26 protein-coding genes are annotated in these 25,717 nt (G+C 73.9%); 18 read left to right on the top strand and 8 right to left on the bottom strand.

The genetic code is table 11. The features are described 5' to 3' along the window. Positions 1-40: 40 nt before the first annotated feature. On the top strand, positions 41-1,288 hold the full coding sequence (locus KSK32_RS28905) for a beta-ketoacyl synthase N-terminal-like domain-containing protein (RefSeq protein WP_216934460.1): 1,248 nt from the start codon (positions 41-43) through the stop codon (positions 1,286-1,288). Between the two features lie 10 nt (positions 1,289-1,298). On the opposite strand, the gene KSK32_RS34285 is transcribed toward KSK32_RS28905, so the two are convergent. From KSK32_RS34285 to KSK32_RS28895, 3 genes are all read right to left on the bottom strand, one after another. After that, positions 1,299-1,427 carry a hypothetical protein gene (locus KSK32_RS34285; RefSeq protein ID WP_256451508.1) on the bottom strand — a complete coding sequence of 43 codons (129 nt, stop codon included), beginning with the start codon at positions 1,425-1,427 and terminating at the stop codon, positions 1,299-1,301. Between the two features lie 123 nt (positions 1,428-1,550). Next, on the bottom strand, positions 1,551-2,207 hold the full coding sequence (locus KSK32_RS28900) for a CatB-related O-acetyltransferase (RefSeq protein WP_216934457.1): 657 nt from the start codon (positions 2,205-2,207) through the stop codon (positions 1,551-1,553). A gap of 97 nt (positions 2,208-2,304) precedes the next feature. Further along, complete coding sequence (locus KSK32_RS28895; protein WP_216934456.1) at positions 2,305-2,742, bottom strand: GNAT family N-acetyltransferase; 438 nt, start codon at positions 2,740-2,742, stop codon at positions 2,305-2,307. Positions 2,743-3,001: 259 nt separating this feature from the next. On the opposite strand from KSK32_RS28895, the gene KSK32_RS28890 reads away from it, so the two are divergent. From KSK32_RS28890 to KSK32_RS28830, 13 genes are all read left to right on the top strand, one after another. Beyond that, on the top strand, positions 3,002-4,399 hold the full coding sequence (locus tag KSK32_RS28890) for a class I adenylate-forming enzyme family protein (protein WP_216934454.1): 1,398 nt from the start codon (positions 3,002-3,004) through the stop codon (positions 4,397-4,399). A 180-nt stretch (positions 4,400-4,579) separates the two neighbouring features. Then, the gene (locus tag KSK32_RS28885; RefSeq protein WP_018784085.1) at positions 4,580-4,843 is read left to right on the top strand and encodes an acyl carrier protein; all 264 of its coding nucleotides are present in this window, start codon (positions 4,580-4,582) and stop codon (positions 4,841-4,843) included. Continuing rightward, positions 4,843-5,088 (top strand): hypothetical protein, encoded by a 246-nt coding sequence (locus KSK32_RS28880; RefSeq protein ID WP_013286638.1) that lies wholly within the window; start codon positions 4,843-4,845, stop codon positions 5,086-5,088. Before KSK32_RS28885 ends, KSK32_RS28880 begins: the two co-directional genes overlap by 1 nt. Beyond that, the gene (locus KSK32_RS28875) at positions 5,081-6,211 is read left to right on the top strand and encodes a beta-ketoacyl synthase (protein WP_216934452.1); all 1,131 of its coding nucleotides are present in this window, start codon (positions 5,081-5,083) and stop codon (positions 6,209-6,211) included. Before KSK32_RS28880 ends, KSK32_RS28875 begins: the two co-directional genes overlap by 8 nt. Positions 6,212-6,321: 110 nt before the next feature. Beyond that, positions 6,322-6,822 carry a beta-ketoacyl synthase chain length factor gene (locus KSK32_RS28870; protein WP_216934450.1) on the top strand — a complete coding sequence of 167 codons (501 nt, stop codon included), beginning with the start codon at positions 6,322-6,324 and terminating at the stop codon, positions 6,820-6,822. Next, on the top strand, positions 6,819-8,435 hold the full coding sequence (locus tag KSK32_RS28865) for a class I adenylate-forming enzyme family protein (protein ID WP_216934448.1): 1,617 nt from the start codon (positions 6,819-6,821) through the stop codon (positions 8,433-8,435). The genes KSK32_RS28870 and KSK32_RS28865 overlap by 4 nt, the downstream gene beginning before the upstream one ends. Then, positions 8,432-9,694, top strand: coding sequence for a beta-ketoacyl synthase (locus tag KSK32_RS28860; RefSeq protein ID WP_216934446.1), 1,263 nt, complete (start codon positions 8,432-8,434; stop codon positions 9,692-9,694). The genes KSK32_RS28865 and KSK32_RS28860 overlap by 4 nt, the downstream gene beginning before the upstream one ends. 60 nt (positions 9,695-9,754) lie before the next feature. Beyond that, on the top strand, positions 9,755-10,855 hold the full coding sequence (hppD, locus tag KSK32_RS28855; protein ID WP_216934444.1) for a 4-hydroxyphenylpyruvate dioxygenase: 1,101 nt from the start codon (positions 9,755-9,757) through the stop codon (positions 10,853-10,855). A 53-nt stretch (positions 10,856-10,908) separates the two neighbouring features. Next, the gene (locus KSK32_RS28850) at positions 10,909-11,832 is read left to right on the top strand and encodes a phytanoyl-CoA dioxygenase family protein (protein WP_216936416.1); all 924 of its coding nucleotides are present in this window, start codon (positions 10,909-10,911) and stop codon (positions 11,830-11,832) included. Positions 11,833-11,834: 2 nt separating this feature from the next. Next, positions 11,835-12,632, top strand: a complete 798-nt coding sequence (locus KSK32_RS28845; protein WP_216934442.1) for a DUF3050 domain-containing protein — start codon at positions 11,835-11,837, stop codon at positions 12,630-12,632. Beyond that, on the top strand, positions 12,629-13,600 hold the full coding sequence (locus KSK32_RS28840; RefSeq protein WP_216934434.1) for a thiamine pyrophosphate-dependent dehydrogenase E1 component subunit alpha: 972 nt from the start codon (positions 12,629-12,631) through the stop codon (positions 13,598-13,600). Before KSK32_RS28845 ends, KSK32_RS28840 begins: the two co-directional genes overlap by 4 nt. Further along, positions 13,600-14,565 carry an alpha-ketoacid dehydrogenase subunit beta gene (locus tag KSK32_RS28835; RefSeq protein ID WP_216934431.1) on the top strand — a complete coding sequence of 322 codons (966 nt, stop codon included), beginning with the start codon at positions 13,600-13,602 and terminating at the stop codon, positions 14,563-14,565. The genes KSK32_RS28840 and KSK32_RS28835 overlap by 1 nt, the downstream gene beginning before the upstream one ends. A 3-nt stretch (positions 14,566-14,568) precedes the next feature. Continuing rightward, on the top strand, positions 14,569-15,918 hold the full coding sequence (locus KSK32_RS28830) for a hypothetical protein (RefSeq protein WP_216934429.1): 1,350 nt from the start codon (positions 14,569-14,571) through the stop codon (positions 15,916-15,918). A 276-nt stretch (positions 15,919-16,194) separates the two neighbouring features. On the opposite strand, the gene KSK32_RS28825 is transcribed toward KSK32_RS28830, so the two are convergent. From KSK32_RS28825 to KSK32_RS28805, 5 genes are read right to left on the bottom strand one after another with little or no spacing between them, the layout of a single operon-like run. Beyond that, positions 16,195-16,875 (bottom strand): SGNH/GDSL hydrolase family protein, encoded by a 681-nt coding sequence (locus KSK32_RS28825; protein ID WP_216934427.1) that lies wholly within the window; start codon positions 16,873-16,875, stop codon positions 16,195-16,197. Positions 16,876-16,916: 41 nt separating this feature from the next. Beyond that, positions 16,917-17,549, bottom strand: coding sequence for an HAD family hydrolase (locus KSK32_RS28820; RefSeq protein WP_216934425.1), 633 nt, complete (start codon positions 17,547-17,549; stop codon positions 16,917-16,919). Then, the gene (locus tag KSK32_RS28815) at positions 17,546-17,938 is read right to left on the bottom strand and encodes an MmcQ/YjbR family DNA-binding protein (protein ID WP_216934423.1); all 393 of its coding nucleotides are present in this window, start codon (positions 17,936-17,938) and stop codon (positions 17,546-17,548) included. Before KSK32_RS28815 ends, KSK32_RS28820 begins: the two co-directional genes overlap by 4 nt. A gap of 49 nt (positions 17,939-17,987) precedes the next feature. Continuing rightward, on the bottom strand, positions 17,988-19,208 hold the full coding sequence (locus KSK32_RS28810) for an MFS transporter (RefSeq protein WP_216934421.1): 1,221 nt from the start codon (positions 19,206-19,208) through the stop codon (positions 17,988-17,990). Next, positions 19,205-20,767 carry a class I adenylate-forming enzyme family protein gene (locus KSK32_RS28805; protein ID WP_216934419.1) on the bottom strand — a complete coding sequence of 521 codons (1,563 nt, stop codon included), beginning with the start codon at positions 20,765-20,767 and terminating at the stop codon, positions 19,205-19,207. The genes KSK32_RS28810 and KSK32_RS28805 overlap by 4 nt, the downstream gene beginning before the upstream one ends. 284 nt (positions 20,768-21,051) lie before the next feature. Here KSK32_RS28805 and KSK32_RS28800 point away from each other — a divergent pair, with 284 nt between their 5' ends. The 4 genes from KSK32_RS28800 (at position 21,052) to KSK32_RS28785 (ending at position 25,717) form a co-directional block, all read left to right on the top strand. Beyond that, positions 21,052-22,362 carry an SGNH/GDSL hydrolase family protein gene (locus tag KSK32_RS28800; RefSeq protein ID WP_254187226.1) on the top strand — a complete coding sequence of 437 codons (1,311 nt, stop codon included), beginning with the start codon at positions 21,052-21,054 and terminating at the stop codon, positions 22,360-22,362. A gap of 64 nt (positions 22,363-22,426) precedes the next feature. After that, positions 22,427-23,650, top strand: a complete 1,224-nt coding sequence (locus tag KSK32_RS28795; RefSeq protein WP_216934417.1) for a cytochrome P450 — start codon at positions 22,427-22,429, stop codon at positions 23,648-23,650. Continuing rightward, entirely contained in the window at positions 23,647-24,621 is a 975-nt protein-coding gene (locus KSK32_RS28790) for an alpha/beta hydrolase (protein ID WP_216934415.1), read from the top strand. The genes KSK32_RS28795 and KSK32_RS28790 overlap by 4 nt, the downstream gene beginning before the upstream one ends. Next, positions 24,614-25,717, top strand: a complete 1,104-nt coding sequence (locus tag KSK32_RS28785) for an alpha-hydroxy acid oxidase (RefSeq protein WP_216934413.1) — start codon at positions 24,614-24,616, stop codon at positions 25,715-25,717. The genes KSK32_RS28790 and KSK32_RS28785 overlap by 8 nt, the downstream gene beginning before the upstream one ends.

Genomic DNA, 25,717 nt, shown 5'->3' with positions numbered 1-25,717 from the left:
CGGGTTTGCGAGCCCCGCAGTCGCGAACAAGGACGGCACCGTGACCGCGCGGGCCGTGGTGACGGGCATCGGGGTGGTCGCGCCCAGCGGAATCGGCGCCGAGGCGCACTGGAACACGGTGCTCGCCGGCACCCGGCGCACCGGGCCGATCACGCTGTTCGACCCGCAGCGGTACCCGGCCCGGGTGGCCGGGGAGGTGGAAGGCTTCGACCCGGCCGGGTTCAGCGACACCCGGCAGCGGGTGCAGACCGACAGGTGGACCCACCTGGGCTTCGCCGCCACCAGGCTGGCGCTCGCCGACGCCGGGCTGCCCGAGGTGTCGCCCGACCCGTACAAGTGGGCGGTCACGCTCGCCAGTTCGTCGGGCGGCAACCTGTTCGGGCAGCGGGAACTGCAACGGCTGTGGGGCGGGCCGAGCCGCACCGTCGGGGCGTACCAGTCGATCGCCTGGTTCTACGCCGCGAGCGTGGGGCAGTTGTCGATCCGCCACCAGTTCAAGGGACCGTCCGGGGTGACCGTCTCCGAGTCGGCCGGCGGGCTGGACAGCCTGGCGCACGCGGTGCGCACCATCCGCAGGGGCACCCCCGTGGTGGTCGCCGGGGCGACCGAGTGCCCGCTGAGCCCGTACGCGCTCGCCTGCCAGCTCCGCTCCGGCCTGCTCAGCGACGTGTCCGACCCGGAGCGGGCGTACCGGCCGTTCGACGTCACGGCGAGCGGGTACGTGCCGGCCGAGGGCGGTGCCGTCTTCGTGGTGGAGGAACTGGGCCACGCGCTGTCCCGGGGTGCCCGCGTCTACGGGGAGATCACCGGCTGGGCCGCCACCCACGACGCCGCGCCGACCGACCCGGCCGCCGGCCCGGACCCGGTCCACTACGCCCGCGCGCTGCGGCTGGCGCTGGAGCGCGCCGGGGTACGCCCGCACGACGTGGACGTCATCTGGCCGGACGCGCTGGGCGTGCCCGCGTACGACCGGGCCGAGGCGGCGGCGCTGCGTACCGTGTTCGGTGACCGGACCCCGCCGGTGACCACGCAGAAGCCGCTGACCGGGCGGGCGCACCAGGGCGGGTCGGCGCTGGACGCGGCCACCGCGCTGCTGGCGTTCCGCCGCGGGATGCTGCCCGCCTCGGCCGGCCCGGACGAGCCGGCGCCCGGTTGCGAGCTGACGTTCCTGCGGCAGCCCCGCCCGCCGCGCAGCCGGATCGCGCTGGTCGGGGCGCGCGGCTTCGACGGGTTCAACAGCGCGCTGGTGCTGCGCGGCGCCGCGCCCCCGCCGGCCGGGGAGGGCTGACGAAGCCCGGTCAGTCGCGTCCGTCGATGCGCTGCCGGAGGGAGCGACCGGCCCGGAAGGCGCGCCGGGGGAGCCACACGCGCAACCCGACCAGAACGAGGATCAGCACGAGGAGCAGGACCAGGTAGAGCCAGCGCATGACGCCTCCGCTCGTTCGGGGCGGACCGGTGGTGTCCACCGGCACCTCTGTGCCCGGTGTCGGCGCCGGTGAATCCTTCCCTGCGGCCCGGCCGTCCGGGGTGCGCGTCGTCGGCCGGCTGTCTCACCCGGGCTGTTCCACGCCGTGCTCGGCGGCGATCCGGGCGATCTCGGCGGGCGTGCCGGCCATGATCGTGCGGGCGTGCGCGGTGACGAGGTCGGTGGGCCAGTCCCACCAGGCGGCGCGGCGGAGCCGCACGATGTCGGCGTCGTCGAAGCGTTGCCGGATCGGCCGGGCGGGATTGCCGCCGACGATCGTGTAGGGCGGCACGTCGGCGGTGACCACCGCGCCGGTCGCGATGACGGCGCCGTCGCCGATCCGCACGCCCGGCATGACCACGGATCCGAAGCCGAACCAGACGTCGTTCCCGACGACGGTGTCGCCGCGGCTCGGCATGGCGGTGACGATGTCGAGGGTCTGCTCGGCCCACTCGCCGCCGAACATGGTGAACGGGTACGTGGAAACGCCCATGCCGGGATGGGCCGCGCCGGCCATCAGGAACCGGGTGCCGGAGGCGATCGCGCAGTACTTCCCGATGACCAGCCGTTCCGGTCCATAGGCGTACAGGACGTTGCGGTGCTCGAAGCCGATCGCGTCGTCAGGATCGTCGTAGTAGGTGTAGTCACCCACGACGATCTTCGGTGACGTCACAAGTGGTTTGAGGAACACCACGCGGTCGAAGGCGGGCAGTGGGTGGACGGTGCGGGGGTCGGGTGTCATCGGTCGGCCTCCTGGTGGGACGGTCGGTGTGCGGTCCTGACGGGGCGCGCTGGCGCCGCGCGGCGCCGCGCCCCCTCCGGCGGGCGGCCGCTGACCGTCACGACGGGCGGGCCAGGTACGCCGTCTTGGCGTCGCCGGAGAACCCGCAGGCCAGGTAGAAGGCGTGGGTCGCGGGCGAGCGCGACCCGGTCATGAGCATCGCCTTGTAGCAGCCCGCGTCCCAGGCGGCCTGGAGCGTGGCGGCCATGATCCGCTTGCCCAGGCCGGTGCCGCGCCGCGACTCGTCCACGACCACGTTCTCGATGACCGCGTACGGCGACGCCGACCGGCTCAGGTTGGGGATCACGTTGAGGTACGTGGTGGCGACGACCGCGCCGTCCACCTCCAGCACGAACAGGTGCAGCCCCTCGGTGGCCAGGATCCGCGCGAAGGCCCGCTCGTCGGAGCCGTCGCTCAGGTGCGGGTCGTCCGGATTGAGCTGCCGGTAGAGGCGGATGAGCTGCGGGAAGTCGTCGGGCCGGGCCGCGCGGAACATGCCGTGAGCGTAGCCGCCCCCGCCGTCCGCGCGGGTCACCGCGAGCGCACAGCATCCGGCGGCCGGCGGACTACCTTGCCGGCGTGGCCCCGATCCTGCCTGTCCGATCGAGCCTGAGCAATCCACCCAGCCGCTGTTTTGGATCTAGCCATTTGCATCTGGCGATGCAGAACAGAGGCGTCGTAGGGTTCCGCCATACCCCGAACGACGTACCCGCTGGGCGGATCCGCCCAGTTCCTCAGTGGAACGGTGGCTGGTCGTGACTGCACATCCCGTGGCGGAAGATCCCGCCTCGACGACGGTGGACTGGGTGGACGACATCCTGTTCACCGGCCGCGACACCGACGTCTGCCTGCGCCTGCCCGAACCGGTCGACAAGGGCACGCTGCGCCGGCTCGTCGGCGAGGCGCAGGACCGGCTCGCCGGGGCCGGGCTGCGCGCCGGAGGCGCCGCCGCGCTGCGCCTGCCGCCCTCGCCGGCGTACGTGGCGTACCTGCTCGCCACCTGGCGTACCGGCGCCCAGGCGGTGCTGCTCGACCACCGGCTCACCGACCACGAGGTCGACCAGGCGCTGCGCCGGCTCAGCCCGCAGGTGGTGGTCGCCCCGGTCCGCACCGGCGGCGGCGCGCTGCGGATCTTCGTCGACGTCACCGCCGGGGTCAGCGCGTACTCCGACCACCCGGCGGGCAGCCCGCACGCGGTGATCCAGCTCAGCTCCGGCTCCACCGGACCGTCCAAGGTGATCGGCCGCACCGCCGCCGACCTGGTCGCCGAGGTGCACCGCTACACCCGCATCGACGGCGTCGCGCTGCCCGGCGAGCGGATCATCCTGCTGCCCAGCATGGTGCACGTGCTCGGCCTGGTCGGCGGCCTGCTCTACGGGCTGCACGCGGGCGTCGAGCTGTGCCCGCCGGAGCGGCTCAGCGGCGACGCGATCCTCGCCGCCGTCGCCGCCCAGGACACCCCGGCCACCGTGCTCGGCGTCCCGTTCCACATCGGGCTGCTCGCCTCCACCACACCCGCCGGGCCGCTGCCCCAGCTCAAGCGCATGACCACCGGCGGTGAGCTGGTGCCCGCGGCCGTTGCGAACGCGTTCACCGACCGGTACGGGGTGCCGCTGGGCAACATGTACGGGATGACCGAGGTCGGCGTCATCGGCACCGACCTGTACGGGCGGCACCGCCCCGCCATCGCGCCCGCCCCCGGCATCGAGGTACGCGAGCGCGACGGGGAGCTGTGGGTGAGCTGCCCGGCCAACCCGTACGTCGGACTGGCCGACCCGACCCGCTGGGCCGACGGCTGGCTGCACACCCGTGACGCCGGCGTGGTCGACCCGGACACCGGTCTGGTCACCATCAAGGGCCGGCTGGACTCGCAGGTGTCGGTGGGCGGCCTGAAGGTCGACCTGACCGAGGTGGAGGCGACAGTCGCCGGGCTGCCCGGCGTCGTCGCGGCGGTGGTGGTGTGGGACGACGGCGTCACCGCGTACGTCCAGACCGACGGCTCGCTGACCGAGGAGACGCTCGACAAGCTGATCGCCGAGCGGCTGGCCGGTTTCAAACGTCCCCGCATCCTGCGCCTGCTCGGCCAGATGCCCCGCACCACGACCGGAAAGCTGGTCCGGTCCGTCCCGGCGCTGCGGGACGCGGCGTCGTGACCGGCCCCCTGTACGAGCCGCACGTCCACCGGACGCCGGCCGGACGTCCGGTACACCCCGAATCCCGCCCCGGACCGGCCGGGCAGCGCGCCACCCGCGCGCCCGACCCCGCCGGTCCCCACGCACACGGTGTCCCGACCGGGCACCGTCAGCCGGTACACGGAGAAGAGGTCTGAACCCATGCGAGACGAGGTCCGCACCTTCGTCGTCGAACAGCTCGCCGACATGAACTACGACGTGGAGGAGCTCGACGACGACACCACGCTCGGCCCCTCCGGCGTCGACCTGGAGTCGCTGGCCCTGGCCGACCTCGCGGTCCGCGTCGAGGACCGCTACGGCCTGAAGTTCGCCGACGACGAGTCGGAGAAGCTGGCGCTGATGACGGTCGGCGAGTTCACCACGATGGTCGCCGACCGGGTGGCCGCGAACAGCGACAAGTCCTGATGTCCGGTCAGCCCGACCTGGGGCGAGCTGACCTGGTGAGCATGCTCGCCGAACTGACCGCGAAACCCGCCGACCAGGTGCCGGACCGGCTCGGCTCGATGGAGCTGGCCTGGCTGGTGCACATGGTCGAGCAGCGCTACGACCGCCGGCTGGACCTGAGCGACGACGAACTGGCCGGCATCCGCACCGTCGACGACGCGCTCGCGGTGTTCCGTGGCTCTCTGACCGCTCCCGCAGATGGCTGAGCGGGAGACCGTACGGATCACCGGCACGTACGCGCTCAGCGCCCTCGGCAGGGGCGCCGACGCGCTGCTGGCCGGGGTGCTCACCGGCACCCCGGCGTTCGCGCCGGTGCGCCGTTTCGACACCACCGGCCGCCGGGTGACGGTGGCGGCCACAGTGCCGGACGTCGGCACGCTCGCCGGCGAGCTGACCGACGCGATCGACACCGCCGCCCGGGCCGCCGGACTGGACCGGGCCGGGCGGGCCGAGTCGGCGCTGTTCCTGGCCACCCACGGCGGGCCGTACTCGCTGCCCGTACCGCAGGGGTGGGACGAGCCGACGGTGCCGGCGCTCGCCGGTCACCTGGCCGCGCGGTGCGGCCTGCGCGGGCGTACCCGGATCTACACCACCGCCTGCGTGTCGGCGAGCAGCGCGGTCGCCGACGCGGCGGCGCTGATCCGCCGGGGCGACCTGGAGCGGGTCGTGGTCGCGGCCGGTTACCTGGTCGAACCGGACCAGTACGCGCTGTTCGACGCCGGCCGGGCGCTCGCCGCCGACGGCGCGGTACGCCCGTTCAGCGTCGGTCGCAAGGGCCTGCTGCTGGGCGACGGGGTGGCCGCCGTGGTGCTGGAGTCGGCCGGCGCGGCCGCCCGGCGGGGCGCCGAGTCGCTGGCGAGCGTGGCCGGGTGGGGCCGGGCGGGGGACGCGTACCACCCGTGCCAGCCGCACCCGGACGGGCTCGGGCTGGCCCGGGCGGCCGAGGCGGCGCTGCGCCGGGCCGGGCTGTCCCCGGACGCGATCGGCTACGTCAACGCCAACGCCACCGGCACCCCGTTCAGCGACGCCTCCGAGGCGGCGGCGCTGACCCGGGTGTTCGGCGAGGACGCCGGGCGGCTGCCGGTCAGCTCCACCAAGTCGGTGCACGGGCACGCGCTGGAGGCGTCCGGGTTGCTGGAGCTGCTGGTCACCGTGCTGGCCCTGCGGCACGGCAAGCTGCCGGTCACCGCCGGCTGGCTCGGCCCCGACCCGCAGTGCCCGCTGGACGTCATCCGTGACGCCCCCCGCCCCGCGCGCACCGAACACGCCCTGACCCTCAACGCCGCCTTCGGCGGCGCCGACACGGCCCTCCTGGTGAGCACCTCATGACCGCGCCCACCCACCCCGACCTCCCGCGATCTTGCGCTTCCGGCCCCGGCGAAACGGGCACATCGCCCGTCGAGGGGGCACCAACCGCAAGATCGTGCAACGGCGGGGTCGTGGTGCTCGCGGAGGCGCGGTGGCCCGAGGCGGGGGACGAGGGCGCGGGGCCGGCGGGGGTGGCGGGGTTCGTGCACTCGCCGTTCGCGCCGCTGGTGGCGGCGGTGGCGCAGCGGTGCCTCGCGCGGCGGTACCCCGACGGGCCGCTGCCGCCGGGCAACCGCACGGCTGTCGTGCTGGTCAGCGCCGGTGGCGACACCGCCGGGGCGGCGCACGTCCGCGCCACTGTGGACGCGGGCGGACGGATCGGGCCGCTGTTCTTCTTCCAGTCGGTGCCGAACAGCGTGGCCGGGCACGTCGCGGCGCGCTGGGGACTGGACGGGCCGGTGGTGTGCCTGAGCCCGACCGGCGACGCGCGGGCCGAGGGGGAGGCCGAAGCGGACCTGCTGCTGTACGACGGCGACGCCGCACAGGCGTTGCTGATCCTGATCGAACTGGCACCGGACGGTACGCCGGGCGAGGCGACCGCGGTGCTGCTGGGGGAGGGAACACGTCAATGAGGACGAAGGGACTGCGCGGCGCGCTCGCGGCTGACGCGGAGCTGGGCGCGGGCAACGTGCTCGCCCGGGTGCTGGCCCACGGCGCCGACCCGGACGGGCCGGGGCTCACGTTCGACACCGAGATCGACGGCCATCCGGCCGAGACTCCACTGACCCTGGGCCAGGTCGACCGGATGGTCGCCGCCCGGGCGGCCTGGCTGCACGAGCGCGGGGTGAAACCCCGCGACCCGGTGGCGGTCTGGGCCGGCACGGCCGCCGACATGGTGCTGTCGTTCCTGGCGCTGACCCGCCTCGGCGCCATCCCGGCGCTGATGAACGGCAGGCTGCGCCCCGAGATCGCCGCCGAGTACATCCGCCGGCTGCGCGCCGCCGGGGTGCTCGCCGACGCCGCGCACGCCGAGGCGCTGGCCGGGCACGACCTGGGCGCCCCGCTGCTCGGCGAGCCCGCGCAGGCGGGCACCGGCGACCCGGACGCCGCACCGCACTACCGGCACCACCCGGACGACCCGATCGTGATCACCCACACGTCCGGCACCACCGGCGTGCCGAAGGCGGTGCTGCACTCGCACGCCAGCCTGTTCGCCGCCACCCGCCACCTGCTGTCCATGCCGCAGGCGCAGGGCACCACGCGCATCCTCAACGCGCTGCCCGCCCCGCACACCGCCACGGTGCTCATGGTCAACCAGGCGCTCGGCAACCGGGCGGAGATGTTCCTGCTCTCCGACCAGGGCGGCGAGCGGGTGCTCGACGCGATCCAGCGGTGGCGCCCGGACGGCGTGTTCGGCTTCTCCGTCACCTGGGCCGAACTGGCCCGCTTCGACCTGTCCGGCTACGACCTGGACTCGGTGCGGCTGTGGTTCAACACCGGCGACTGCTCGCACGAGCCGCACGTACGGCGGCTGGTCGCGGTCGGCGCCCGGGACGTGGTGACCCGCGGCGGCGTGACCCGGGTACCCGGCTCGGTGTTCATCGACGGCCTGGGCTCCAGCGAGATGGGCCACTCGATGTTCCACATCACCCACACCACCGGCACCGACCGGTACGGCCGCTGCGTCGGCCGCCCGTACCGGTTCACGAAGGTCGCCGTGCTCGACGCCGACGGCAACGAGCTGCCGCCGGGACAGGTCGGCTGGCTCGGCATCGACTCGCCGTCGCTGTTCCGCGGCTACTGGAACGACTCGGTCACCACCTACCGGTTCCGGCTGCGCGGCTGGTACCTCACCGGCGACCTGGTGTACGCCGACGACGACGGCCGCTACTACCACCTGGACCGGGCGGTGGACTCGGTCGAGGTCGGCGACGGGAAGCGGTTCTTCACCGCACTGTCCGAGGAACGCATCCTCGCCGCCTGCTCCGACGTGACCGACTGCACTGTGGTGATCGTCAAGGCGGACGACGGCACCGTCACCACGGACGTGCTGCTGGAACTGGCCGCCGGTGCCGACCCGGACGCGGACCGCACCGAGCGGATCCGTACCGCGCTCGGTGCGGACGTGGCCGCCACACTGCGCCGGATCGTCCCGGTACGCGCCGACGACATCCCGGTCACCGTCACCGGCAAGGTGCGCAAGGTGGCGCTGCGCGAGCGCTACCTGACCGAGGCGCCGTCGTGACCGCCGTCATCACCGGCATGGGCCTGTTCACCCCGGCCGGGCGCGGCGTGGCGGACACGTTCGACGCCCTGCTCACCGGCCGCTCCGGGCTGTGCCGCCCACCCGAGGGGCACCCGGCGGCGGGCAGCCTGGACGTGGCCGGCGTGCTGCCGGACATCGACCCGCGCAGCGTCGCCTCCGGACCGGAGACGAAGGTGCTCGACCGGGTGGTGCTGCTCGCCCTGATCACCGCCGCCGAGGCGCTCGCCGACGCCGGCATCGAGGTGGGCCGCGACGTCGACCCGGAACGCATCGCGGTGATCGTCGGCGGCGTCGGCGGCATGTCCACGCTGGAGGGCCAGGTGCTCGCCCGGGCCGCCCGGGGCCGGGCGGCGGTCAGCCCGTACCTGCTCACCGGCATCCTGCCGAACATGCCCTCGGCGCGGATCGCCATCGCGCACGGCATCCGCGGCTACAGCTCGTCGGTCGGCACGGCCTGCGCCTCCGGGGCCCAGGCCGTCGCCGACGGGGTACGCCTCATCCGCGCGGGCGAGGCCGACGTGGTGGTGTGCGGGGCGAGCGAGGCGCCGCTGTTCGGCACGTTCGCCGACACGTTCGGCAACGCCCGGGCACTGGCCCGGGGCTGGGACGAACCGACCGAGGCGAGCCGCCCGTTCGACAAGCGGCGCAACGGTTTCGTGCTGGCCGAGGGCGCGGCGCTGCTGGTGCTGGAGCGCACCGGGCACGCCGGCGGCCGGGGTGTGCGGGGTTACGCCGAGGTCGCCGGTTTCGGGGCGAACACCGACGCGTACCACCCGACCGCGCCGCGGCCGGACGGCGCCGGCGCGGCGGCCTGCATGCGCCGGGCGCTGGCGGCCGGCGGGGTCGCGCCTGCCGACGTCGGATACGTCAACGCCCACGGCACCGGCACCAAGCTCGGTGACGTCGCCGAGACGACAGCGCTGGCCGAGGTGTTCGGCACCGGCGGTGTGCCGGTCAGCTCCACCAAGGCGCTCACCGGGCACCTGCTCGGCGCATCAGGGGTGCTGGAGGCCGCCGCCACCGCGCTGGCGCTCGACAGTGGCCTGCTCCCACCCACCTACCACCTGGACGACCCGGACCCGGAGTGCGAGGCGGACCACGTCCGCGCCGTGCCCCGGCCCACCCGGGCCGGCCACGCGCTGACGAACTCGTTCGGGTTCGGCGGCCAGAACGTCAGTCTGCTCCTGCGCCGGCTCTCCGGGCCGGCCCGCCGGGCCGCCACCCCGGCCGCGGGCTGACCGGACTCCAATCCCGGGCGTCCGTCCGGGTCGTGATCACGGGGGGAACAGGGGAAGCCCATGACCATCAACGGGATAGACCATCTCGAACTGTACGTGGGGGACGCCCGGCAGGCGGCCTTCTACTTCGACAACGCGGTCGGTTTCCGGCTGTGCGGGCAGGGCGGCCCGGAGACCGGGCTGGACGGGCAGCGTTCGCTGCTGCTGGCCCAGGCCGGCATCCGGCTGCTGCTCACGACGGGGCTGTCCGCGGAACACCCGGCCGCGACCTACGTGCACCGGCACGGCGACGGCATCGCCGTGGTGGCGCTCGCCGTCGACGACGCCGCCGGGACGTACGCGGAGCTGGTGGACCGCGGCGCGACGGCGCTGAGCCCGCCGCGCACGTTCACCGGGCCGGACGCCGAGGTGGTGGTCGCCGAGGTCGGCGGCTTCGGCGACGTGGTGCACCGACTCGTCGAGCGGCGCGGCGACCCGGGCGTGTTCCTGCCCGGCGCGATCGAGCCGGTGACCGCGCCCGACGGGACGGACACGCTGCTGGCCGAGGTGGACCACCTGGCGATCTGCGTGCCGCCGGGGCAGCTCGACGAGACGGTCGCGCACTACGAGAAGGTGTTCGGCTTCGCCGACATCTTCACCGAGCACATCGAGGTCGCCGGCCAGGCGATGAACTCCAAGGTGGTGCAGAGCCCGTCCGGGGCGGTCACCTTCGTGCTGCTGGAGCCGGACACCGGTGCCCGGCCGGGGCAGATCGAGGACTTCCTGCGCTGGCACGCCGGCGCCGGGGTGCAGCACCTGGGCCTGCGCACCGACGACATCGTCACCGCTGTCGGCGCGCTCGCCGGGCGGGGGGTGCGGTTCGCCAGGACGCCCGGCGCGTACTACGACGGCCTGGAGCAGCGGGTCGGCCGGCTGGACGCGCCGGTGGACCGGCTGCGCGAGCTGAGCATCCTGGTCGACTCCGACCACGACGGGCAGCTGCTCCAGATCTTCACCGAGTCGATGCACGTGCGCCGCACCCTCTTCCTCGAACTCATCGAGCGGCGCGGGGCGCGCACCTTCGGCAGCGGCAACATCAAGGCGCTCTACGAGGCCAAGGAACGGGAGCTGGCCGCCGCGGGGGCGACCCCCGCCGCCGCGGTCGGAGGGGTTGGGGCATGAGTGAACGCACCGAGCGAAGCGAGGGCCGTGAGGCCATGCCGGGTCGGCTCGGCATGACCACCATCGATCCCGGACTGACCGCCGAGGAGGAGGCGCTGCTGCCCTCCGACGAGGACGTCCGGCACTACGCCGAGCACGGCTGGTACCTGTCGAAGAAGCTGCTCACCGACGACGAGGTGGACGAGCTGGTCGCCGCCACCGACAGCTACTACGCCGGGGAACGCGACCGCCTGCTGCCGGTACGCCCGCCGAAGCTGGCCTACTGGGAGCCGTCCAGGGGTGACGTGCAGCGGCACAACGACTACGTCCACCACGAGCACGACGGCATCGCGCGCATCCTGCGCAAGCCGCTGATCGGAGCGGTAGCCGCCCGGCTGGCCCGCGCCGCCGAGATCCGGATCTTCCAGTCCACGCTGATCTGGAAGCCGCCGATCGCCGGTGAGCCGTCGAACATCGTGCCGTGGCACTTCGACAAGCACTACTGGGCGTCCTCGTCGTCGGAGAACATGCTCACCGCGTTCATCCCGTTCCACGACTGCGGCGAGGAGATGGGCACCATCACCATGGTCGACGGCTCCCACCGGTGGCGGGAGATCGGCGCCGACGACACGGTGGTGCGGCACTTCGCCGACCGGGACCGCGACCAGCTCGAAACCATGCTCGCCGAGAACGCGGCGTACAACGGCGCGCAGATCCGCAAGATCCCCATGGTGATCCCCAAGGGACACATGAGTTTCCACCACTGCCGCACCTACCACGGCAGCGGTGCGAACGTCAGCGGGCGGCCCCGCCGGGCCGTCTCGCTGCACCTGCAGGACGGCGACAACGCCTGGCGGGAGTATCCGCTCTCCGACGGCACGCTCGCCGCGTACAACCACGACGTGCTGGTCCGCCGCACCCACGAGGGCCGGCCGGACTACGCGGACCCCGATTACTGCCCGGTCATCTGGCGCGACCGCGCCCAGCAGGGAGGCTGACAATGTCACGGTACGACTGGGGTAAGACGCACCCGGGCATCGAGCGGCTGGAGCGGGCGGTGACCGAGCGCCGCGACGTGGTGGTCAAGCACCCTCTCTACGCCAACCTCGACACCCACGACGCGCTCGTCACGTTCATGGAGCACCACGTCTTCGCGGTCTGGGACTTCATGTCCCTGCTGAAGTCGTTGCAGCGGCAGCTCACCTGCGTCACGGTGCCGTGGATCCCGACCGGGCCGACCGGCAGCCGCCGCCTGATCAACGACATCGTCATGGTCGAGGAGAGCGACGAACTCGGCGACGGCTACATCAGCCACTTCGAGCTGTACGTGCAGGGCATGACCGAGGCCGGGGCCGACACCACAGCCGTGAACAAGCTCGTCGACCTGCTGCGCGAGGGCACCCCGGTCACCGAGGCGCTCGGCGCCGCGGGCGTCCCCGCGGCGTCCGCGGCGTTCGCCGGGACCACCTGGCGGATCATCGAGACCACCCCGGTGCACTGCCAGGCCGCGGCGTTCGCGTTCGGCCGCGAGGACCTCATCCCGGAGATGTTCACCCAGGTCGTCGCCGTCAACGAGCGCAGCAACCGGCTCAACAAGTTCGTCGACTACCTGGAGCGGCACATCGAGGTCGACGGCGAGCAGCACACCCCGATGGCCATGCAGATGCTGGCCGACCTGTGCGGTGACGACGACACCAAGTGGCAGGAGTGCGCCGACACGGTGAACGCCGCGCTGGCCGCCCGCGCCCGTCTCTGGGACGACATCCTCGCCGCCGTCAAGGAGGGCCGTCCGGCGTGACCGGCTCCGACCCGCTCCGGCTCTACCGGACGGTCCGGCTGATCCGCCGCTTCGAGGAGCGCGCGATCGAGCTGGTCCGCGCCGGGGAGATCGTCGGCGGCATCCACCCGTACCTCGGTCAGGAGGGGATCGCCGCCGGCGTCTGCGCGGCGCTGGACCGCGAGGACCTGGTCACCGGCACCCACCGCGGACACGGGCACGTGCTCGCCAAGGGCGCCGACCCGGCCCGGATGCTGGCCGAACTGTGCGGCCGGGTCACCGGCCTCAACCGGGGCCGGGGCGGGTCGATGCACGCCGCCGACTTCGGCGTCGGCGTCCTCGGCGCCAACGCCATCGTCGGAGCCGCCGGCGCGATCCTCACCGGAGCGGTGTGGGAGCGCCGGCGGCGCGGCGCCGGCATCGTCGGCGCCACCTTCTTCGGCGACGGCGCGGTCAACGAGGGCATGCTCCTGGAGGCGTTCAACCTGGCCGCGCTCTGGCGGGTACCGGTGCTGTTCGTCTGCGAGAACAACGGCTACGCCACCACCATGCCGGTCGACGGCGCGGTCGCCGGCACCATCGCCGGGCGGGCCGCCGCCTTCGGCATGCCGGCGGCCACCGTCGACGGGCAGGACCCCGAGGCGGTACACGAGGTAACCGCCGCCGCCGTCGCGCGGATGCGCGCCGGCGGCGGCCCCGAGCTGGTCGAGGCCCGCACCTACCGCTTCGACGCCCACCACACCTTCGAACATCAGGTACGCCTCGACTACCGGCCGCCGGAGGAGGTGGCCGAGGGCCGGTCCCGCGATCCGGTGGACATCGCCGGAGCGCGGCTCGACCCGGCGGCGCGGGCCGCTGTGGACGCCGCCGTCGAGGCGGAACTGGACGCCGCGGTCGAGTACGCGCTCGCCGGGCCGCACCCCGACCCGGCGACCGCCCTGGACCACCTGTACGCCAGCGGGCTCACCGCCCGGACCGGAGGTGGCTGATGCCCCGGCTCTCCTACCGCAGGGCGCTCACCCGGGCGCTCGCCGACGAGATGACCCGCGACGACTCGGTCGTGGTGCTCGGCGAGGACATCCGGGTGGCCGCCGCGAACGTCACCACCGGCCTGCTGAAGAAGTTCGGCCCGGAACGGGTCCGCGACACCCCGCTGTCCGAGCAGGCGTTCACCAGCTTCGCGACCGGCGCGGCGCTGGCCGGGGCCCGCCCGGTGGTGGAGTTCCAGATCCCGTCGCTGCTGTTCCTGGTCTTCGAGCAGATCGTCAACCACGCGCACAAGTTCCCGCTGATGACCGGCGGCCAGTGCGCGGTGCCGGTCACCTACGTGGTGCCCGGCTCCGGCTCCCGCACCGGCTGGGCCGGGCAGCACTCCGACCACCCGTACGCGTTGTTCGCCCACGTCGGGGTGACCACAGTCGTACCGGCCACCCCGGCCGACGCGTACGGGCTGCTGGTCTCCGCGATCCGCTGCGACGACCCGGTGGTGGTCTTCGCCCCGGCGGGCGCCCTGGACCTGCGCGCCGACGTCACCGACCTGGCGCCGGTGCCGCTGGGCCGCGGCATCGTCCGCCGTCCCGGCGCTGACGTGACAGTGGTCGCGGTCGGGCACCTGGTGCACGACGCGCTCGCCGTCGCCGAGGAACTCGCCGGCCAGGCCTCGGTGGAGGTCTTCGACCCCCGCACGCTCTACCCGTTCGACTGGGACGGGCTGGTCGAGTCGGTGAGCCGCACCGGGCGGCTTGTGGTCGTCGACGACGGCAACCGTTCCTGTGGCATCGCCGGGGAGATCATCGCCACGGTGGTCGAGCGGGTCCGGCTGGCCGCGCCACCCCGCCGCGTCACCCGCCCCGACGGCGCGGTGCTGCCCTTCGCACCCGCCCTCGACCGGGCCGTGCAACCCGGCCGCGACCAGCTCACCGCCGCCATCCAACTGACCCTCAAGGACGGATGAACGATGGACCCGAACTACACGTGGCCGCCGCTCGGCCAGGCGTGGACCGACCTGCCCGAGTCCACCCGTACCGCGATGGTGACCACCGGTGCCGAAGCGTGGGAGAAGGTCTTCCACGGCCGGGCCACGTACAACAAGCAGTGGCGGCTGGCTCGCCCGCCCGTCTTCACCGCGGATGCGTTCCGCGAGCTGAACGAGGTCTGCGACCGCATCGCGCAGCTCATCCTGGAGGCGTGCCGGCGGCGTGCCCGTACCGCCGGTGAGCTGCGCCTGCTGCTCGACGTGCCGGACGGCGAGACCCGGCTGCTCGACCCGGGCGAGGAACTGCACGAGGGGCTGCTCGCGGCGTACCGGCCGGACGTGCTGTTCTCCGGCGGCGTGCCGTGCATCGTGGAGTACAACATCGACAGCAGCCTCGGCGGAGGCTTCGACGCCGACACCGTGATCCAGCGGTACGCCGAGCTGTACCGCGCGCACGACCTGCTCGACGGCGCGCGGCCCGCGCCGTCCCTGCTGGACCAGCGGTTCGTGGCCATCCGGGACACGCTCGGCCTGCCCGACGGCGCCCGGGTGGCGCTGCTGATGGACTTCGACGCCGACTACCCGGGGCTGGACGACCCGGAGACGTTCATCCGGATCCTGTCCCCGCTGATCGACCAGGCCCGCCCGTTCGGCATCGACCTGGTCATCGCTCCGGTCGCCACCGCCGGCCTGGACGCGCAGAACCGGCTGGTCGTCGGCGGCGCGCCGGTCGACGCCCTGTTCCGGCTGTTCGTGCCCAACCGGGTCACCCCCAGTGCCGGGCTGGACGCGGTGGCCGCCGCGCTCGCCGCCGGTACGCTGCCGATGTTCGTCAGCAGCGCCGCCTGGCTGCTCAGTAACAAGCTGAACTACGCCTGGCTCTGGGACGACCTGGACCTGCTGCCGGAGGACGACCGGACGCTGATCCGCCGGTACGTGCCGCACACCGTGGCGCTCACCGCCGACCAGTTCGACCGGGCGCTCGCCGAACAGGCCGACCTGGTCGCCAAGCCGGCGGGCGGCTCGGCCGGGCACGGCGTGCTGATCGGCCGGGAGATGACAGCCGTGGCGTGGGCGGACGGGGTACGTGCGGCGATCGCCCAGGGCGGGAACATCCTGCAGCGCTACCACGAGGCGGACCGGGTGGCGATGGACTTCGTGCAGATCGAGACCGGTGAGACGGTCACCGCCGACGTCCCGTACAGCCTCGCCCCGTACCTGTTCGCCCGCACCGGGTCGGGCGCGCTCGCGCGGGTCGGCTACCCGGGCTGCGACGAGGTCCTCAACCTGGCCCGAGGCGTCCTCCTGACCGGCATCCTCCTAACCGACTGACCCTCCTCACCGCCCCCCGCCCTGCCCTGCCCGCCCCCTGCCCTGCCCGCCCGCCCCCTGCCCTGCCCGCCCCAGCCCGTTGATCAAGGAGTTTGCGTCTTCAATCAGGCTCGTCGCCGCCACAAACTCCTTGATCGACGCACGGATCCGGGCTCCGGGACGATCCCATGAAGGCCCTGACCCCGTTGACCATGAGGTTGACGGGGACGAAATGGACACTCGGTGCCGTCAACCTCATGATCGCCGGACGGGGCGGGGCGGGGCAGGGGGGAGAGGTCAGGGATTAGGGCGGTGGGTGGCGAGGACGCGCAGGGTTTCGGCGGTGGCCACCGCGTCGCTGCGGGCGCTGCCGTGCCGGCCGTCGCTGCTGTACAGCGACGGGTCGGCCACCAGCGGATGGTCGGTCAGGTGGACGTGCAGCGTGCCCAGCCGCTCGGCCACGCCCCTCGTGTGCCGGGACAGCCGGCGCATCCGCTCACCGAGGCCCGCGCGCAGCGCGTCCGGCACCGCCGGGCTGTGCGACACGTCGAACATGCCCACCGTGATCACGTCCGCGCCCGCCTCCCGCAACGCGGTGATCATGGCGGTCAGCTCGGCGTCGACCGCGTCCGGGTCGTAGGCGGACCGGAACGCGTCGTTGCCGCCGCACACCACCAGGGCCAGGTCCGGTCCGAAGGCCAGCGCGTCGGCGAGCTGGGTGGCCCGGACCTCGTGTGCGCGCAGCCCTCGCCGGCCCAGGTTCAGGTAGGCCAGTTCCGGCCGGACAGCGCGCAGCTCGGCCGCGATCCGGTCGGCCCACTGGATGTCGGGGTAGCCGTCGGCGGGTTCGCACAGTCCTTCCGCGACGCTGTCACCCAGCACCGCGAACCGCCGCCACGGGTGCCCGCGCAGCAGCTCGGCGGCCTCCCCGGGACGCAGGCACCACGGGTCCGTCGCCTCGGTCAACGTCGATGGCATGCCCGGCAGGCTAGCCGAGCGTCCCGCGCGGGGAAAGGGGCTCAGGGCAGCAGGGCCAGCAGCTCCCCGGGCCGGGTCAGGCTGAGGTCGGCAGGCTCGTCGGGATCGTACTGGTGACCCCACGCGGCGGCCACCGCGACCGCGCCGCTGTGCCGGGCGGCACGGACGTCCAGTGGCGAGTCACCCACGTACGCGGCGCGGCCGGGTGGCACGCCGAGCCGGCGGCAGGTCGCCTCCACGCCGTCGGGCGCCGGTTTCGGGCGGTCGACCTGGTCGCCGCCGAGGACGGCCGCGAAGTGACCGAGCAGGCCCGCCCGGTCGAGCAGGATCTCGGCGGCCCGGTGGCTCGCGCCGGTGAACACGCCGACCGGCACCCGGGCGGCGACCTCGGCGAGCGCGTCCGCGACGCCGGGGTAGACGCGTACCCGCCCGGCGAGCGCGGCCAGCTCGGCGTGGTAGCGGTCCAGATCCTCGCCGGAGGCGGGCCGCCGCAGCAGGTGGGTCAGCAGGTCCGCCGGGGAGCCGACCGAGTAGCCGGCGATGACCTCGGCGTCGGTGTACGACGGCCCGCCTCCGGCCCGCACCGCCGCCCGGTACGCCGCGGGCACCACCGCGTGCGACTCGACGAGGGTGCCGTCCATGTCAAAGACGATCGCGTCCACCGGCCCGGTCACGCGTTCTCCGCCCGGTGTGCCGTGGCGAGCCGCTTCGGGGCGCGCGCGTACCACGCCTCGGTGACCAGCTCGGTCAGCTCGTCCACGTCGATCCGGTCGAGCCGGACCAGCACCGCCGGGTAGCCGTCGAAGTGTGGCGTGGTGAAGTAGACAGCCGGGTCGTCGGCGATCAACGCCTCCTTGGCACCCAGGTCGGGCACCCGGGCGCCGAGGATCGGGCCGTCCGGCGCGGCGTCGCCGAGCGCATCGAGTTCGCCGCGGCGCAGCGGCCGTTCCCAGACGAACGACTTGTCGCGGACGCGCCAGGCGGGCGCCTGGTCGTACGTGGGCCGCTCGGTGGTCTCGGGCAGGGCCAGCGCGATGCGCCGCACGTCGTCCCAGGTCGCCATGGCCCCGACCCTACCGCCACCCCCGACACGGTGGCCCCGACGGGCGGGCTCAGACCGGCGTGGGCGTGGCCGGTTCCGTCGCCGGGCGCCGGGACGCGCGGGCCAGCAGCAGCGGCCCCACGGTCAGCACCAGGCAGACCACCGACATCACCAGCAGCGCCGGGGTCAGGTCGAGCAGCGCCACCGACCAGCCACCGAGCAACGCGCCCACGGGCAGGCCGAGGAACGCCACCGATCCGGAGATGCCCAGCACCCGGGTCTGCAACTCGCCCGGCACCCGCTGGTAGAGCGTCGCGCCGAGCAGCGGGTTGACCGCCGCGATGCCGATGCCGGACAGGAACGTCACCACGAGCACCACGACCAGGTCTTCGCTGAGCGCCAGCGCGAGCAGCCGGGGCGCGCCGCTGAGCGTCAGCCCCAGGGCGAACGTCGTACCGGCCGGCAGCCGGGTGCCGAACATCGTGAACAGCAGGTTGCCCAGCAGCGCGCCGGCCGAGAAGACGCCCAGCAGCAGACCGAACCCGGCCGGGTCGCCGAGCACCTGGCTGACCCACAGCGGGATCCAGACCGCGACGCTGGCATTGGCGAACATGTTGGACACCGACACCACGATCAGCATGGTCATCAGCGTCCGGTCGGTGCGCAGGTACGCGAAGCCGCCGCGCAGCGCCCGCAGGTACGGCTCCCGGGGCGCCGGTTGCGCCGGTGCGGGCGGCCGGACCAGCACGCCGATCAGCAGCGCGCAGACCGCGAACGTGGCCGCGTCGATCCAGATGGCCCGGGTCAGCCCGACCCAGTCGATGAGCAGCCCGCCGAGCACCGCGCCGAACAGCGTCATGCCCCGGGCCAGGCCGTCGTAGGCGCTGGTGAGCCGGATCAGCGGCACCCCGGCCCGCTCGGCCGCCGGTTTGAACAGCACGTGCTTGACCCGGTCGCCGATGCCGCGCAGGCCGCCGGCGATCGCCACCAGCACCAGCAGCGTGCCGAAGCCGAGCCAGGGCGCCAGCGCCACCACGGCCATCGCGACGGCGCTCGCCGCGTCCACGAACACCGAGGTACGGCGTACCCCGAACCGGTCCGCCCACGGGGTCGCGAGCGCGCTGGAGAGCATGTACGGAAGCGTCTCCGCCGCCGCGACGAGCCCCATCTTGGTGGGGCTGCCGGTGGTCTCCAGCACCAGCCAGGGGATGGCGACCACCGAGATCCGGGTGCCGAGGTTGGACAGCAGGTCGGCGCCGACCAGGGTGTACAACTCCCGGCGCGGGTTCACGCCGGACTGCCGATCGGGTCGGCGCCGGCCGGGTGCGCGGCCGCGTACCGGGCCCGCAACGCCCGCTTGTCCACCTTCGCGGACCGGTTCAGCGGCAGCGCGTCGACGAACTCCACAGCGCCGGGCGCCCACGTCTCGCTCAGTTCCCGGACCACGAGCGCGATCAGCTCCGCACCGGTCACCGACGCCCCCGGTGCGGGCACCACGTACGCGTGCGGCAGCTCCCCGGCCACCGGGTCCGGTACGCCGATGACGGCGGCGGCGCGCACGTCGGGGTGGCCGGCGAGCACGTCCTCGATCGGACGGGAGTAGATCGGCCAGCTGCGCTGCCGGGTGAGGATCCGGTCCTGTAACCGGTCGACCAGGTAGAGGAAGCCGTCGGCGTCGAGGTGCCCGATGTCGCGGGTGCGGACCCAGCCGTCGACAAGCGTCTCGGCGGTCAGCTCCGGCCGGCCGTGGTAGCCGGCGAAGCTCAGCTTGGTGCGTACCCACACCTCGCCGTCCTCGCCGGCCGGCAGCACCCGCCCGTCGGCGTCGCGGATCTGGACCGACACGTCGCCGTAGGGGCGGCCGCAGGAGCGCAGCCGCTCCGGGTGCTCCGGGTCCTCGGTGAGGCCGGGCAGCGCGCAGATGACGACCGCCTCGCTGAGCCCGTACACGATGCGCAGGCACGGGCCGAAGCGGGCGATGGCCTGGCGCAGCCGGGCCGGCGCGGCGGGCCCGGCGCCCACGTTGAACATGAACATCGCGGAGAAGTCGGCGCCCGGCAGGTCGGGGTGGTCGAGTACCTCGTAGAGCATCGGCGGGGTGACGAACGTGGAGGTGAGCCGTTCGGCGTCCACGGTGGCGATGAACGCGGCCGGATCCCACTGCTCGCGCAGGAACAGCACGCCGCCGGTGAACAGGTTGAACAGTGTGGTGATCTGCCCGCTGGCCAGCCACATCGGGGAGTGCGACAGGTGCCGCAGCAGCGGGAACCCGGCACCCCGGAAGTCGGCGGCGAGCGCGAGCACCTGCCGGTAGAAGCTCTCCCGGTGGTGCACCAGCTTCGGCGTGCCGGTGGTGCCGCTGGTCTGCAGGAACGCCTCGGGCGCCGGTACCTCGGCGGGCAGTTCCACGGCCGGGCCGGCGGTCCCGGCGGTCAGGTCCGGCCCGGCGCCGCCGGGACCGAGGCAGAGCACCGGTACGCCGGACAGGCCCGCCGCGACCTGGACCGCCTGCGCGTCGCGCGGGTCGTGGACGAACGCCTCCGGCGCGGACAGCGCGACGAACTCGTCGACCTCCCGCCGGGACGTCACCGGGGCCACCCACATGCTCCGGCAGCCCAGCAGGTGCAGGGCCAGTTGCAGCAGCGGGCCGTCGATCGTGTTGCCGAGCATCACCAGCACCGCCGCGCCGGGGCGTACCCCGTGGTGGCGCAGCGCGGCGGCCAGGCCGCGCACCTCGGCCGCGACCTGGGGGTAGGTGAGGCGGCGTCCGCCGCCGACGAGCGCCTCCCGGTCGCCGAACCCGGCGAACAGCTCCAGCGCCTCGTGCACATAGTTCGGCCGGTCGGTCATCGGGCAGCCCCCATCATGGTCCGCGAGCGGCGTCCGGCCAGGTCAGGGCCGGGACATGACGGCAGGTGCCAGGGTCGGCGACCGCACCGCCGCCAGCTCCGAGCCTAGGCATCCGCGGTCCACGGCGGACAGAGCCGATCGTCGCTGCGTCCCGTCCCGCGGGCATTTGATCATGTCGATCAGGTTGATTGACGCTCGTCACAGCCGGAAGCTAGTTTCCGGTCCATCGCCCGGGCGGTGCCGCCGACCGCGTCACGCCCGGGGCTGCCGACAATGGAGGATCGATGCCGACCCCGAAGAGATGGCACGTCATAGCTTCCGCCGTCACGCTGCTGATCGCCGCCACCCCGGCGGTCACGGCGAGCGCCGGCCCGACCGGGAACGACCGCGCCGGGCACGGGCGCGCCGAGTGGGCCGGAACCTGGGCCGCTGCCGTGACCCGCGGGAACACCGTGGGCCTGACCAACACCGGCCTGAACGACCAGAGCATCCGGATGACCGTGCAGACCTCGGTCGGCGGCCCGCGCCTGCGGGTGCGGCTGACAAACCTGTACGGCGAGCAGGCCGTCCAGGTCGGTCGCGCCACGATCGCCCGGCCGAACACCGCCACCCCCGACGACCTGTCCGACATCGTCCCGTCGAGCGTCCGCCAGCTGACGTTCTCCGGCGCCGGCTCGGCGACCATCAACAAGGGCGCCGAGTTGCTCAGCGACCCGGTGGCCTTCCCGGTGGCCGAGCAGGAGGACCTGGTCGTCACCCTGTACTTCCCGGTGCTCACCGGGCCGGTCACGTTCCACGGCCAGTCCCGGGTCACCAACTTCATCGGCGCCACCGACCTCACCTCGGCGGCCGAGGGCACCGGCTTCACCATCCGGCCCAACTGCTGCTGGATGTTCCTGTCCGGCATCGACGTGGAACGCAAGGCCACGCCCGGCTCGGTGGTGGTGCTGGGTGACTCCATCAGCGACGGCAACGGCAGCACCGTCAACGCCGATCGACGCTGGTCCGACCTGCTGGCCAAGCGGCTGATCGACGCCCGCCCGGAGTGGCGTACGCCGGGCGTGCTCAACCTCAGCCTGGCCGGCAACCGGCTCAACCACGAGGGCCCCGAGCCCGGTGCGGACAACTTCCCCGGCTACTACGAGCTGGGCCCGAACGCGCTGGCCCGGCTCAACGAGGACGTGTTCCCGCAGACCGGGGTGCGGACCGTCATCACCCACCTGGGCATCAACGACATCTGGATGAACGGCGACAGCCCCGAGGCGATCATCGCCACGCTGCGCCAGCTCAACCGGCAGGTCAAGGCGCGCGGCCTGACCAGCATCGCGGGCACGCTCATGCCGTACGAGGGCAACGGCGGGCCGGGCGTGTGGACCCCGGAGAAGGACGCCACCCGCCAGGCCGTCAACACCTGGCTGCGCGGGCCCGGCCGGGCCGAGTTCGACGGCATCGTCGACTTCGACGCGGTGATGCGGGACCCGGCCCAGCCGAGCCGGCTGCTGCCGGCGTACGACTCGGGTGACCACATCCACCCGAACGACACGGGCGCCGCGGTGATGGCGAACGCCGTACCACTGAAGTTGCTCGGACTGTGACACCGGGTGGGGGCGGCGGTCGACACGACGCCGCCCCCGCCACCGTTTCCTGGGGAGGAAGACAGTGGACGTCAGCGAGATCCTGACCGGTCTCTACAGCGAGCAGGGCCGGCAGAACCCCTATCCCTTCTACGCGGCCCTGCACGAGCACGGGCCGATAAGCGCCGTTCCGGCCCGGGCCGAGCACAGCACCGTGAGCGCGGTGGCGGGCGGGTACGACGTGGTGGACCAGATCCTGCGCGACCCCGGCTGGTACAAGGGCTTCCCGCCCGGCTGGGAGGAGCAGGAGATCCTGCGCACGTTCCTCACCTCGATGATGTTCGTCAACCCGCCGGACCACACCCGGATGCGCGCGGTGTTCGCCAGGACGTTCACCCCGCGCCGCCTCGGCGCGCTGGAGCCGGTGATCGAGCGGATCGTCGCCGAACGCCTGGACCACATGGCCGAGGCGGGCGCGGACGGCCACGAGGTGGACTTCGTGGCCGACTTCGCGTACCCGGTCCCGGCGCTGGTGATGGCCGAGTTCATCGGCCTGCCCGCGGCCGACCTGTCCTGGTACCGGCAGCGGGTCGACTGGATCGACGAGTACATGGACGTGGCCGGCAAGACGCCGGAGCGGCTGGCCCGGGCCAACCAGGCCGCCGAGGAGTTGCGTGCCTACTACCGGGATCTGATCGCCCACCGGCGCCGCGCGCCCGGCCACGACCTGATCAGCGGGCTGACCGAGGTGCTCGACGCGGGCGGCGTCGACCTCACCGAGGACGAGTTGATCAGCAACCTGATCGTGCTGTTCAACGCCAGCTTCGTCACCACCGTCTACATGTTCAGCAACGGCCTGCCGCTGCTGCTGGACCACCCGGACGTGACCGCCGCGCTGCCGGGCGACGACGCGCTGGCCGGCGGCTGCGTGGAGGAGGTGCTGCGGATGGAGAGCCCGGTGCACTTCCTGGCCCGCTCCGCGCCGGCCGGCGCCGACCTCGGCGGCGTGCCGATCAGCCGCGACGACAACGTGCTGTTGCTCATCGCCGCCGCCAACCGCGACCCGGCCCGGTTCCCCGACCCGGACCGCTTCGACCCGCGCCGTGACGGTCCGCCGTCGCTGGCCTTCGGCGTCGGGCTGCACTTCTGCCTCGGCGCGGCGGTGTCCCGGCTGGAGGGGCGCCTGGCGCTGCCGCGCCTGTTCGCGCGTTTCCCCCGGCTCGCCGTCACCCAGCCCTACACGTACAGCGGGAGCCTGTTCCTGCGCGGTATCGACAAACTCTTCGTCACCACAGGGGAGGCCGGATGACACTCGATCCGCAGGTGGTCGCGTGGCGGGCCGCGCGGGCCGCCGCCGGCACCGTGCCGCTCTACACCCAGACCCTCGCGCAGGCCCGCGCCGCCGACCTCGCCGCGATCCGCGCCGGCTCCGGCGCGGTCGAGCCGGTCGCGGAGGTACGCGACACGACGGTGCCCGGCCCGGCCGGGCCGCTGCCGGTGCGGATCCACCGGCCGGACGGCGACGGCCCGCTGCCCACGCTCGTCTACTTCTTCGGTGGCGGCTGGACGCTCGGCAGCGTCGACACCGCCGACGGGATCTGCCGCCGGCTGGTCAACCTCACCGGCGCGCAGACCGTGACGGTCGGCTACCGGCTCGCGCCGGAGCACCCGTTCCCGGCTGCGGTGGAGGACTGCCACACCGCGCTGCGTCACCTCGCCGCGCACGCCGCCGGGTTCCGCGTCGACGCCGACCGGCTGGCGGTGGGCGGCGACAGCGCGGGCGGGAACCTGGCCGCCGCGGTCACGCTGCTGGCCCGCGCCGACGGCGGTCCCCGGCTCGCCGCCCAGTTGCTGGTCTACCCGAACACCGACCAGCGCCCCGGGCGCCGTCCGGCCGACGACGAGGACCCGATGTTGTTCAACAGGCACTCGGTCGGCTGGTACCGCGGCCACTACCTCGCCGACCCGGGCGACGCGGCCCACCCGCTGGCGTCGCCGCTGCTCGCCGAGGGCCTGTCCGGCCTGCCACCGGCGTTCGTGATCACGGCCGGGCACGATCCGCTGCGCGACGAGGGCCTGCGGTACGCGTCTCGGCTGCGCGAGTCCGGCGTGCCCACCGAGACGGACGACTACCCGGGCATGGTGCACGGGTTCTTCGCCATGCCCGGCGTGTTCGACGCCGGACGGCTGGCACAGGAACGCGCCGCCGCCTTCCTGCGCCGCGCGTTCGGGCTCGACCCGGCGCACACGGCGGCGGCGACGGGTGCCGACCATGGCTGATCCGGCGGACGGGTTCGTGCCGCCGGCCAGCCTGGCCGAGTTCGCCGCGCCGGCCCGGGCGGTGCTGCCGGCCGACGTGTGGGACTTCGTCGACGGCGGCAGCGGCACCGAGACCGCCCTGGCCGCGAACCGGGCCGCGCTGGACCGGGTGGCGGTGCTGCCCCGGGTGCTGGCCGGGGTCGACGACCCGTCCACCGAGGCGGCGCTGCCCGGAGGCCGGGCCGCGTTGCCGGTGGCTGTCGCGCCGATGGCGTACCAGCGTCTGCTGCACCCCGACGGCGAGCCGGCGCTCGCGGCGGCGGCCCGCACGGCGGGCGTGCCGTACGTGGCGAGCACGCTGTCCAGCACCCCGATCGAGGAGATCGCGGCGACCGGCGCGACGGTGTGGTTCCAGCTCTACTGGCTGCGTGACCGGGCGCTGGTCGCCGACCTGCTCGACCGGGCGGAGGCGGCCGGCTGCGCGGCGGTGATGGTGACTGTGGACGTGCCGGTGCTCGGGCGGCGCCTGCGTGACGCCCGCAACGGGTTCGCGCTGCCGCCGCACGTCACCGCCGCGAACCTGCCCGGCGGCCGGGACGACCTGGCGCACCAGGGCACCCCCGGCGTGTCGGCGGTGGCGGTGCACACCGGCGCGGTGTTCGCCCCGGCGCTGAGCTGGGCGGACCTGGCGTGGTTGCGCGCGCGTACCCGGGTGCCGTTGCTGGTCAAGGGCATCCTGGACCCGCGCGACGCGGTCCGCGCGGCGGACGCCGGCGTCGACGCCGTGGTGGTCTCCAACCACGGCGGACGGCAGCTCGACGCCGCCCCGGCCAGCGCGGCCATGCTGCCCGAGGTGGTCGAGGCTGTCGACGGGCGGTGCGCGGTGCTGCTCGACAGCGGTGTCCGCGGCGGTGTCGACGTGCTGCGCGCGCTGGCGCTGGGCGCGGACGGCGTGCTGCTGGGCCGGCCGCTGCTCTGGGCGCTCGCGGCGGGCGGCCGGGCCGGCGCCGAGGCGGCGCTGGCGCTGCTCGCGGCGGAGCTGCGCGACGCGCTCATCCTCAGCGGCTGCCCCGACCCGGCCTCGGCCCGGCGGCTGCGTACCCGGATCGGAGGCTGA

This window comes from Micromonospora sp. WMMB482 (genome assembly GCF_019038635.1).
Taxonomy (GTDB): Bacteria; Actinomycetota; Actinomycetes; order Mycobacteriales; family Micromonosporaceae; genus Micromonospora; species Micromonospora marina.
The sequence above is the reverse complement of the archived record's forward strand: the minus strand, read 5'-3'. Positions and strand labels throughout refer to the sequence as shown.